Origin of the sequence: Paenibacillus sp. KS1 (assembly GCF_001680695.1) — a bacterium.
Lineage (GTDB): Bacteria > Bacillota > Bacilli > Paenibacillales > Paenibacillaceae > Paenibacillus_B > Paenibacillus_B suaedae.
On record NZ_MAIS01000086.1, the window covers coordinates 18,353 to 28,353 of the forward strand.

The 10,001-nt window shown below is 43.9% G+C and carries 10 protein-coding genes; 6 read left to right on the forward strand and 4 right to left on the reverse strand.

The window, feature by feature from the left end; genetic code table 11:
- Positions 1–2: 2 nt before the first annotated feature.
- The 3 genes from pstC to BBG47_RS22555 all read right to left on the reverse strand — a co-directional run bounded on the left by pstC (position 3) and on the right by BBG47_RS22555 (position 3,340).
- Entirely contained in the window at positions 3–929 is a 927-nt protein-coding gene (gene pstC, locus BBG47_RS22545) for a phosphate ABC transporter permease subunit PstC (protein WP_021252120.1), read from the reverse strand.
- Between the two features lie 148 nt (positions 930–1,077).
- Positions 1,078–2,082 carry a PstS family phosphate ABC transporter substrate-binding protein gene (locus BBG47_RS22550; RefSeq protein ID WP_028533816.1) on the reverse strand — a complete coding sequence of 335 codons (1,005 nt, stop codon included), beginning with the start codon at positions 2,080–2,082 and terminating at the stop codon, positions 1,078–1,080.
- Positions 2,083–2,212: 130 nt separating this feature from the next.
- Positions 2,213–3,340 (reverse strand): methyl-accepting chemotaxis protein, encoded by a 1,128-nt coding sequence (locus BBG47_RS22555; protein WP_065293586.1) that lies wholly within the window; start codon positions 3,338–3,340, stop codon positions 2,213–2,215.
- Positions 3,341–3,748: 408 nt separating this feature from the next.
- Here BBG47_RS22555 and BBG47_RS22560 point away from each other — a divergent pair, with 408 nt between their 5' ends.
- The 5 genes from BBG47_RS22560 (at position 3,749) to BBG47_RS29115 (ending at position 8,437) form a co-directional block, all read left to right on the forward strand.
- Positions 3,749–5,110, forward strand: a complete 1,362-nt coding sequence (locus BBG47_RS22560) for a cytochrome ubiquinol oxidase subunit I (protein ID WP_065293587.1) — start codon at positions 3,749–3,751, stop codon at positions 5,108–5,110.
- Positions 5,107–6,159 carry a cytochrome d ubiquinol oxidase subunit II gene (locus BBG47_RS22565; protein ID WP_065293588.1) on the forward strand — a complete coding sequence of 351 codons (1,053 nt, stop codon included), beginning with the start codon at positions 5,107–5,109 and terminating at the stop codon, positions 6,157–6,159. The genes BBG47_RS22560 and BBG47_RS22565 overlap by 4 nt, the downstream gene beginning before the upstream one ends.
- Before the next feature lie 107 nt (positions 6,160–6,266).
- Entirely contained in the window at positions 6,267–6,371 is a 105-nt protein-coding gene (gene cydS / locus BBG47_RS31440) for a cytochrome bd oxidase small subunit CydS family protein (RefSeq protein WP_394358340.1), read from the forward strand.
- Positions 6,372–6,586: 215 nt separating this feature from the next.
- The gene (locus BBG47_RS22570) at positions 6,587–7,852 is read left to right on the forward strand and encodes a helix-turn-helix domain-containing protein (protein WP_254659893.1); all 1,266 of its coding nucleotides are present in this window, start codon (positions 6,587–6,589) and stop codon (positions 7,850–7,852) included.
- 435 nt (positions 7,853–8,287) lie between these two features.
- Positions 8,288–8,437, forward strand: a complete 150-nt coding sequence (locus BBG47_RS29115; RefSeq protein ID WP_269433062.1) for a Spo0E family sporulation regulatory protein-aspartic acid phosphatase — start codon at positions 8,288–8,290, stop codon at positions 8,435–8,437.
- Positions 8,438–8,699: 262 nt separating this feature from the next.
- Here BBG47_RS29115 and BBG47_RS22575 read toward each other — a convergent pair whose 3' ends face one another.
- Entirely contained in the window at positions 8,700–9,704 is a 1,005-nt protein-coding gene (locus BBG47_RS22575) for a carbon-nitrogen hydrolase family protein (RefSeq protein ID WP_175400617.1), read from the reverse strand.
- A gap of 177 nt (positions 9,705–9,881) precedes the next feature.
- Between BBG47_RS22575 and BBG47_RS31265 the strand changes: the two genes are divergently transcribed.
- Entirely contained in the window at positions 9,882–9,992 is a 111-nt protein-coding gene (locus BBG47_RS31265) for an IS3 family transposase (RefSeq protein WP_368072460.1), read from the forward strand.
- Positions 9,993–10,001: the final 9 nt, after the last annotated feature.

Genomic DNA, 10,001 nt, shown 5'->3' on the forward strand with positions numbered 1-10,001 from the left:
GCTTAGTACTCCTCCCTGAAGCGTCTTGCTACCCACAGCGCCAAAATATTAAGCAGGAACGTAATCACGAACAAGGTCATACCAACAGCAAAGATCGTTCCATACTCAATGGAGCCATGCGGTGTATCTCCCATGCTGACCTGTACAATATAAGCCGTCATCGTCTGGATGCTCTCTAGCGGATTCCAGGTCAAATGCGGTGTTGCACCTGCAGCAATCGTTACAATCATCGTCTCGCCAATTGCGCGCGAGAAGGCAAGTACAGCGGATGATACGATACCCGAGAAAGCTGCTGGAACCACAATTTTCAACGCAACCTCAAATCTTGTTGCCCCGAGTGCATATGCCCCATTTCGCAAGCTGCGCGGTACTGCCGACATCGCATCCTCAGACAAGGAAGAGACCATCGGAATAATCATAATCCCGACAACAAGACCTGCGCTTAACGCATTGAACATTCCCGTCGATGGGAAAATAAACTTCAACAACGGCGTAACGAAGGTTAGAGCAAAATAACCGTAGACAATCGTTGGGATACCAGCCAAAACTTCAAGAATCGGCTTCACAATTTTGCGAACACGAGTAGGTGCATATTCGCTCAAGTAGATTGCACTTGCAAGTCCAATCGGTATCGCAACCAGACAAGCAATAACCGTAATCATTAACGTACCACCTAGCAGCGGCAGGATGCCGAAGGACTTCGGTGATATGAGCGGGCTCCACGTTGTACCGAACAAGAATTCTGTAATCTTGACTTGCTTCAAGAAAGAGAACGTTTCAGAAAAGAGCGTGTAAACAATCCCGATGGTTGTCGCTACAGACAAAGCGGCACATAGAAATAATAAAATCGGAACAATTTTATCGGTTACATGCACTTTGCCATTTTTGAATGATATCGTCGTCTCTCGCTGCGGGAGATTACCCTGCATAGCCCTAACCTCTCTTTGCGTTCTTTTACAATTCGTTAACATTGACTTCGTGAAAATGTGATGCCTCAAACATCTGTTTTTGGAGAGACATCACATTTCACTGCTAGTATGATGCTGACTATAACCGAAATCGAAGTCAGTACTTCTCTTATTTCAACAAGTTCATTTGCTCATCATATTTTTCTTGTGGAAGTGCTACGTATCCGACTTCCTTCGCGATGTTGCCTACATTTTTCATATAGTAATCAACGAATGCTTTCACTTCTGGCTGCTCCAGCTTCTTCTTGTTCACATAGATGAAGAGCGGGCGGGACAGTGGTGCATAACTTCCATCTTTAATTGTCTCTTCAGAAGGAGCGATTGCGCCTTTGCCGCCGTCAACTGGTATCAGCTTCAGCTTGTCTTGATTCTCTTCGTAGTAGGAGAAGCCGAAGTAGCCCATAGCGTTCTTATCACCAGATACCCCTTGCACGATAGCATTCGTATCGGCACTGAATGTGATTTGCTTGTCATTGCGGCTCTCTTGTGCTTTGCCGTTGATTTCTTCAGTGAAGTAGTCGAATGTGCCGTGGTTTGTATCCGGCGAGTAGATTTTAATGTCTTCTGCTGGCCATCCTGCACGAACGTCAGCCCATGTTTTTACTTTCGAGTTAGGCTCATAGATTTTCTTCAGTTCATCTGTTGTAATGTGATCCACCCAAGTGTTGTCCTTATTCACTACGATGGACAAGCCATCATAGGCCACAGACAATTCCAAGTAGTCGATCCCTTTTTCTTTTGCAGCAGCTGCTTCTTTTTCTTTGATTGGACGAGAAGCGTTGCTGATTGCTGTCTCGCTATTAATGAAGCGTTTGAAACCGCCGCCTGTACCTGCTGTACCAACCGATACGCGTACTTCGCCGTTCTCTTTGCCGAACTCTTCTGCAATCGCTTCTGCGATTGGATATACTGTGCTGGATCCATCTATTTCGATCGTGCCTGTCAACTTCTCAGGGCTAGTCGTTTCCTTCGCCGAATTGTTCGTTTCCGTTGTTGCCGCGTTGTTTCCTTGATTTGCAGAAGCATCATCCTTCTTGCCTCCACAAGCAGCCAATACTACTGTCAACGCTGCTACGAGCGTGAGCATCATGATTTGTTTTCCCCATTTTTTCAAGACAATCCACTCCTTTTGATTGATTCCCATGTGTTGTGTTGTAATGTATTCGTTGTTTGTCTCACATCTAGTATGTTAATGGCTGTTTGTTAAGACTGTTTGGTTTATTTGTTAACGGAATGTAAAAAAATCAATCTTGTGCTGACATTGTCTGTAACTGTCGATTTGCCTCATTCGCTGTCACAGCCATGCGTGCTGCGTAAGCATCAACCTGATCCAATCGATTGCGATTTTCTGCTATGGCACGGAACAGTTGCTCGAACTTGGACAAGGCAGCGTTCAACCCTTCAAGCGTCGTATTCACTTCGGAATGAGCCTGATCGCCAGTTGTAATCGTCAGCGTTAAAGCTTCCATCATCTGATGGAGCGTCTCATCGATTTGCTCCGTGGCTGCCTTGGTTAACGAAGCCAGCTTGCGCACCTCGGACGCAACCACCTCGAACCCGCGCCCATGCTCCCCTGCACGCGCAGCTTCAATGGATGCATTGAGCGCCAGCATATGACAAGAATCTGACCATGAGCGAATAACGCTGACGGCATCCGCCACCGCTGTTGTATGCTCTGTCAATTTCTTTGTTTGTCTTGCCTGATTCTCCACACGTATTGACACTTGTTGAAATGCTGAAGATACCTGATCAAGCACAGTCTTTCCCGTCAATGTTTCGTCGATCATCCGATCTGCGTGCGATTTGCCATCTGCTGAAGCTTGGCGGACATGCTCTGTTTCTGTTAATATGCTGTGCAATGCTCCCCGCGTGGACGTAATAACCTCCGATTCCTTCTGCTTCGCTTCGAGTCGTATTTGATTGGATAAGGATGACAGCTGCTTGGAGGTGAGTATTCCGACATATTTACCCCCACGTGTGACCACAATACTGTCGTACATTCGTTCCTCAGAACGGGACGCTGACATATCCAATAGTTGTTCAGTTTCAATACCGCATTCGACAATGAGCGCCTCATTATCCATTACGCGTACAATTGGTTTTTCGTAATAAAGTGCAGGAGAGAACCGCTTGCTCATTTTTTCATGGAATCTCTCCCGCATCACAATGCCAATCGGTTCAGAATGTTCATTTCCTATGACAAGGCAGCGCAGCGAGCCATCCTCTCGAAATCGATGTTCCGCTTCTTCAATGGTGGTGCTGGCAAGAATGATCGGTGCGAATTGAATGAGATCCTCATACTCTCTCTTCATTATGGATTGTCGATTCGCTCCCTCTCGTCTTACTTCCATCTTCGTTAGCAACATCGTCATAAGCTCCCACTCCTACTCTAGTCCTGTTATCGGTCTTTAGTCCCAATGTAGCACGGTAATGTTAATGCTGCCATATTGCGTGTTTTAAGATTTTGTAAATCGACTTTTCCTCATTTTCATATCTTGATAAGACTAACTTTCACGATTTCATCATAGACATCGAAAAAACGGGCATCATTTCACTAGGAGCTTTTTCAAGGGCAAACCTATTTTTCGGGGATCGTTCTCTCGGGATAAAAGGGAGGGACTATGGATGGGATCTGATAACAACCATATTGAAAAAATAAGAAAGCAAGAAAAAATGCTTATCGTCGTCTGCTTTGTTGTTGGCGCGATCATGCTGCTGTCCTTCTTGCGAAGGCTATTCTGAACGATCGGAACTTATATTTGAAGGAGTGTTGACCTCACATGCTCACCTATGATCCGGTTATTTTCAGCCGCATACTTACCGGGCTAACACTGTTCGTACATATCGTATACGCCACTATTGGTGTCGGCATGCCGTTAATGATTGCACTTGCGGAATGGATCGGCATTAAGCGAGGCGACTCTTATTATCTGCTTATGGCGCGCCGCTGGGCTCGCGGGTTCACAGTTACTGTAGCTGTAGGCGTCGTAACAGGGACATGCATCGGTCTACAGTTGAGCTTGTTGTGGCCGAACTTTATGCGGGTTGCAGGACAGGCTATCGCTTTGCCTTTATTCATGGAGACATTCGCGTTTTTTGTGGAAGCCATCTTTCTAGGCATCTATTTATACACCTGGGATCGCTTCCCGAACCGCATCTATCATTTTCTTCTGCTCGTTCCGGTCGCTATAGGCTCCTCAGCCTCTGCCTTCTTCATTACGGCTGTTAACGGCTTTATGAATGCACCACGCGGATTTGATTTGGTGAACGGGAAAATGACGAATATTGAACCCATCGTAGCGATGTTTAATCCAGCCATGCCGACGAAAGTTGGACATGTGCTCGCAACCGCCTATGTGACTTGCGCCTTCATTATGGCAGCCATCTCTGCTATGTCTCTACTGCGCGGCCGCACTCACGCGTATTACAAAAAAGCGCTCCGCATGTCGATGGTGACCGCCCTGCTCTTCTCTGTCGCAACAGCCGTCATCGGCGACTTCTCAGGCAAATATTTGCATGAATATCAGCCCGAGAAGCTGGCGGCAGCAGAATGGCACTTCGAGACGAAGTCTCATGCTGAGCTCGTCTTCGGCGGCATTCTTACAGAGAATAATGAGGTGAAATACGGATTTCATATTCCATTTGCCTTGAGCATATTAGCGGGCGGCACCCCCGATACTGTCGTTAAGGGATTGAACGATGTGCCCGTTGAGGAGAGACCTCCGCTTAAGGCATCCCACTACTTCTTCGACTCCATGGTGTTTATCGGCATGTATTTAACGGTCGTGTCCCTATGGTATGTCATCTGGTTCATGCGCAATCGCCGGCAAAGTCTGAAAAAGCCGCATAATCGTCTGCTGCTAAGAGCCGTTGTGCTTGGCGCTCCGCTCTCTGTGTTGGCTATCGAATTCGGATGGATGTTCGCTGAGATTGGACGGCAGCCTTGGATTCTATGGAAAGTCATGACCGTAGCCGAGGGCGCAACAACATCCAATCACGTGGATACAATGCTATGGCTGTTCACGCTGCTCTATCTTGTCATTACAGTGACAGCCATTCGGGTGCTCATTCGCATGTTCAAGCACAACCCTGCTGAAGACGAAATTAAGGCACTTGGCTGGGAAGGAGGAGGGAAGAAATGAGTTACGAATTAGTCGGCATCACCGTTCTATGGATCTTCCTGTTCGGCTATTTGCTTGTTGCGTCCATCGACTTCGGGGCAGGATTCTTCAGTTATGTTAGCTCGGTAACGGGCAAGCGCCATATTATCCATAACGTGATTGAGCGCTACTTGTCCCCTGTATGGGAAGTGACGAATGTGTTCTTAGTCTTCTTCTATATCGGCTTGGTTGGATTCTTCCCAGATTCCGCGTACTACTATGGAACAGCACTGCTCGTCCCAGGCAGTCTAGCGCTCATTCTGCTTGCCGTACGAGGATCGTACTATGCCTTTAGCACTTATGGGATTAAGAGCAATCGTATCTACCTGTTTCTATATGGAGTCAGTGGATGGCTTATTCCCGCTGCGCTGTCTACCGTGCTCGCAATTTCTGAAGGAGGGTACATCTCGGAGGGGGCTGACGGCAGCATCTCATTCCAGTTCCTGAGCCTGTTCACTAACATCTATCCCTATTCCGTTATTGTGCTCGCTCTTGTCAGCGTGTTGTATATTTCCGCCATGTTCCTGACGTACTATGCATCCAAAGCTGAGGATGAAGGGGCACTCAACATTGTGCGCAAATACGCCCTGATGTGGTCCGCGCCCACCATCCTAGCCAGCTTGTTCGTGTTCTATGCGATTCAGGGTCATAATGCAGAGCACTTCAACAATATGGTGGATCGGGCATGGATGTTCGTTCTGTCCTTCCTGTTCTTCGTCATCGCCGTCTATTATGTATGGAGAAGACGCCGTTATGGCTTAGCGTTTCTTTGTGTCATCTTACAATTCGGGTTCGCTTGGTTCGGATACGGATCGGCACATTTGCCTTATGTGCTCTACCCATACATCAATGTCTATGAGCATGTCACGAATCCGGCTATGGCCTATGCGCTGATCGTTGTATTCGTCCTTGGATTGCTCATTCTGCTGCCTTCCCTCTTCCTGCTTCTTCGCTTGTTCCTGTTCGACGCGAACTATGTGAAGGGGATTAAAAGCGGAAAAGGCGGGCGTACAGGGAAGAAGCACATATAAGAGGATGAAAAAGCAAATATGTAATTCATGCGCCACTGTGTAGCGAATAAAAAGACAGGTATGTATATCGTGCAGTGCTATTTTGAATAAAGAGGAGCACAGAGCAGATGAATCAATTTTTAATCTTTTACGCCCCGTTCATTATTGTTATTGCTTTCGTCATTGCCCTATTTTATTGGGGCTCACGAGACATGAATGAGGATGATATTTAGATCGCTGTCTCTCGCATCATCCATGGAGAACCTTGCCACCGTACGGGCAAGGTTCTTTTTTGTTAATGGAATTGATTAATTCCCTTATAATCGACATTTTTTAACTTTTGATCCTATCCAAACAATCCAAACATTCCCATTCGACAAAATCTATGGTAAATTATAGGAGTATATGATTGAAAATGAGAGTAGGTGCATACAGGATGGCACAGATATTGTCCATCGGCGAATTAATACATAGTTATAGGCGCAATAGCGGCATGACTTTAGCGCAATTGTCAGAAACATCCGGCGTTCATAAAGGCACAATATCCAAAATCGAAAACGAAGACGTCAAGAGGCCGGAATATACGACACTTCGCCCGCTTGTCGAAGCACTGCGCATCCCATTGGATACGGTTGTTGAACTGTACATAAGCGTAGACAAACGAGCAGAGATGCGGCTGCATATACTGCAGGACGTGATCCAGCATTCAGGCTCCGCCGAACTGGCACAAAAAGTGGGTGCCAAATTTCTGGAATCACCAAGCGATGACAGCCACTCCTTAGTCGAACGCCTATATGGCTTCGCAGGTACCGTGGAATGCAAGGAAATTCGCTTGGCCTTATACCAATTGATCGTTGACTACTCACGTGATCACGGCATCATGCCGTTCCTAGCAAAAGGTTTGCTCCAGGTGTACCTTATCGAGCGAGATGATTTTACACGGATGCGGGCAGTGTATGAAAGTGGAAATCATATCGTAATGTACGCACATTTTTTGAGCGCAGAAGACCGCATCATGTTCTATTACAAGCTGGGTATTCATGCTTATAATTTATTTCTATATCCAGAGAGCATCGATCTTGCTCTTCATGTGGTTCAGGAAGCAGAACCTGACAATGAGTACTACGTTCACGCACTCTTTATATTGAGGGGTGCATATTATCAAATCGGGAATTATGACAAGTCCGAACATTACACTCACCTTTACTCACAGTATGATGGCCCTTACATCAAAGAAAATACGCTGCTGATGAACGCATTACTCAATTCCAAAAAGGGGAAGACCGATGTAGCTGTAGCTCAGTTGACCACTTTACTAGAAAAATGTGATCAGAATACAGCTCTGTCAGCTTTGAATCAATTAATGATTATTTATTTGCAGGAGCATCGATTAGAAGAAGCCAAAAATTTACTTCCCTACCCCATCGACCCACAACACATCATTGATAGCAATCCCAACATGATTTCACAACTAGCCGAATATTATTACCATCGAGCAAAATATTTCATAACTGTTGGTGAATTTGAGAAAAGCATATCTGGGTTTCTCGAAGGCGCTCTTCATTTTTCAAGAGTGGACGACGTTCGTCAAGAAAAACAATGCATTCACCAAATCATGCAAAGTCATTTGACGCAAAATATGCAGATGACCATACCGACATTACAAAAACTGACAGAGCACTACAAACGAACCGATAGGGAGGGATTACAGTGAAGCGTTTCGTGGCAAAAGCATATATTGCTCTTCTAAGCGCTGTCGTCATTGGCGAAGCTACGATGTCTGCTTTGTCTGGTAATAGTGATGGAATCACTCCATGGTAGCCTATTTCGTAATAGTATTTCATTACCGTTAGTTAATTCATGAAATGCCTCGAAGTTGTCTCACTTTGAAAGTCGATACTAGGCTCCTCTTCTCTGTTATTGCTGGACTAACAACATTTTTGTCGACATTGGAAGTGATAACGGACATCACCCATGGTAAGAGTGCCAACTTGGTACTCTTTTTTATTTTAAAAAGTTTCCCTATAATTCCTTTTATTAGAATTCAATAGACACATTGTATACTAATAGTAAAGACAGGGTGCACCCCATTATTCCCCCTAATCCGAGGTGACGGACTATTATATACTGTGATGATCTATTAAATAAAATTGATCGACTCAGGCAAGAATTAACCTGCCTCATGAACCAAAAAAATAATATTATCGATGACGAAGTCGTACAAATCAGCCAGCTTCTAGACATTTACATACTGGAGCATCAAAAGAAATGCATGAAAAAGTCCTCTATTAAAATATAAAATGAGGATTACAAAAGATGCTCACGAAGAAGAATTTGGTATTGCAGTATTCACTCTCTCATTAGGTTTAAGATTTACGACCGGAGCAACACCTGCTCTTGCTCAGAAAGTTATGAGATTTATAACCACATGCCCTTTTGCCCATGCCACGTGCATGAAAATAGAAGCGTCTTGAACATTATCTGACGGATGTTCAAGACGCTTTCATGTCATCTCACTTTATTAGATTAGTGCTCTTCTTTGCTTTGGGAGTGTGACAAAATTAAAATGAAGCATTTTCACCTGAAAAGTTTCGACTACCAATCTGTAGATTGATTTCCTCATAAGTCATTTTCTTAGTCTCGTTATCTCCAAACTTACGAACAACAGGTGTAGGATTTTGATTAAAATTCATACTTAAGCTTTGGTTGGAATAGTGACCAGCAGGATCGATGTAATATTTATGATCAATTATTTTTTCTATATCTATATCGGCATAAGCGATTCCTTCTGTTTCTGCAGGAATCATATCGCTAATTGGTTCTCCATCAGGTCCATAAATACAAGTATGTCCGCTCTTGAATGTATCGAAGTATTCTTTTTGTTCAGGTGTTAAACAAATCATACTTTTCATTTCTTCCGAATAGATAGATGATGTCATTAAAACAAAGGTTTGAGTTGAAATAGCATAGTATCGACTTGAGATCTCATCATCAAAGTATCCTGGCCAGGAGGCTACATGTACTTGTTCATTTTGTGAATTCATTGCAAGCAGATTTAAAGGAACCTGGTGTTCCCAGCACATCAGTCCACCCAAATTACCAAGCTCCGTTTTAAATACAGGCATCAAGCTTCCATTTCCGTCTCCCCATATAAGTCTTTCAGCAACAGACGCTCTCATCTTTCGATGTTTTCCAATTAAATCCCCCTTGGGATTAAACCATAGTTGAGTTAAATATAATGATCCACCATCTTTTTCACTACAAGAAATACATACGTAAATTTCGTGTTTTCTAGCTGCTTCACTTATTTTTTGAATAGCTAAGCTAGGAATCTCAACTGCATTTTTGTAGAGATCATGATAGAATTTTTTCGTATATTCTGGATGACCAATAAATGCAAACCAAGGATAACCGGGAAGAAAAGCTTCGGGAAAAGCAACTAATTTTGCATCATTCGATGCTGCTTCAGCAATCAATTTGCAAGATTTTTCAACTGTTGCATCTAAATCCAAGTAAATAGGTGCCGCCTGGACAGCCGCTGCGCGGTATTTAGGATAATTTCCCATAATAAAACTCTCCTTTTGTAATTATTTATAATTATTTAAGTGCAAATAATTATTTAATTACAAATTAACACTTAAGAATCCAATTGTAACCATCCACTATTTATTGCCTTGCCCATCCACTTTCCATATTTGTTAAATTGATCAAAGAGAAATACAAATAGCCTTTAGCATCTGAAACTGGAATTAAATGATTATGTGAACGGGTACCATAAACACCGAATTCATGGAACACTAGGCTATATGAGCCCCGTTGGTTACAAAAAAATGGCCCTTAAAAAAGTTGTCTAGTTTAGTGTT

Excerpts from the sequence above, each read along its gene's own strand:
- BBG47_RS22560 (WP_065293587.1), top strand. The coding sequence starts at position 3,749 with ATGCTCACCTATGATCCGGTTATTTTCAGCCGCATACTTACCGGGCTA.
- pstC (WP_021252120.1), bottom strand. The coding sequence starts at position 929 with ATGCAGGGTAATCTCCCGCAGCGAGAGACGACGATATCATTCAAAAAT.
- BBG47_RS22555 (WP_065293586.1), bottom strand. The coding sequence starts at position 3,340 with ATGACGATGTTGCTAACGAAGATGGAAGTAAGACGAGAGGGAGCGAAT.
- BBG47_RS22575 (WP_175400617.1), bottom strand. The coding sequence starts at position 9,704 with ATGGGAAATTATCCTAAATACCGCGCAGCGGCTGTCCAGGCGGCACCT.
- BBG47_RS22565 (WP_065293588.1), top strand. The coding sequence starts at position 5,107 with ATGAGTTACGAATTAGTCGGCATCACCGTTCTATGGATCTTCCTGTTC.
- cydS (WP_394358340.1), top strand. The coding sequence starts at position 6,267 with ATGAATCAATTTTTAATCTTTTACGCCCCGTTCATTATTGTTATTGCT.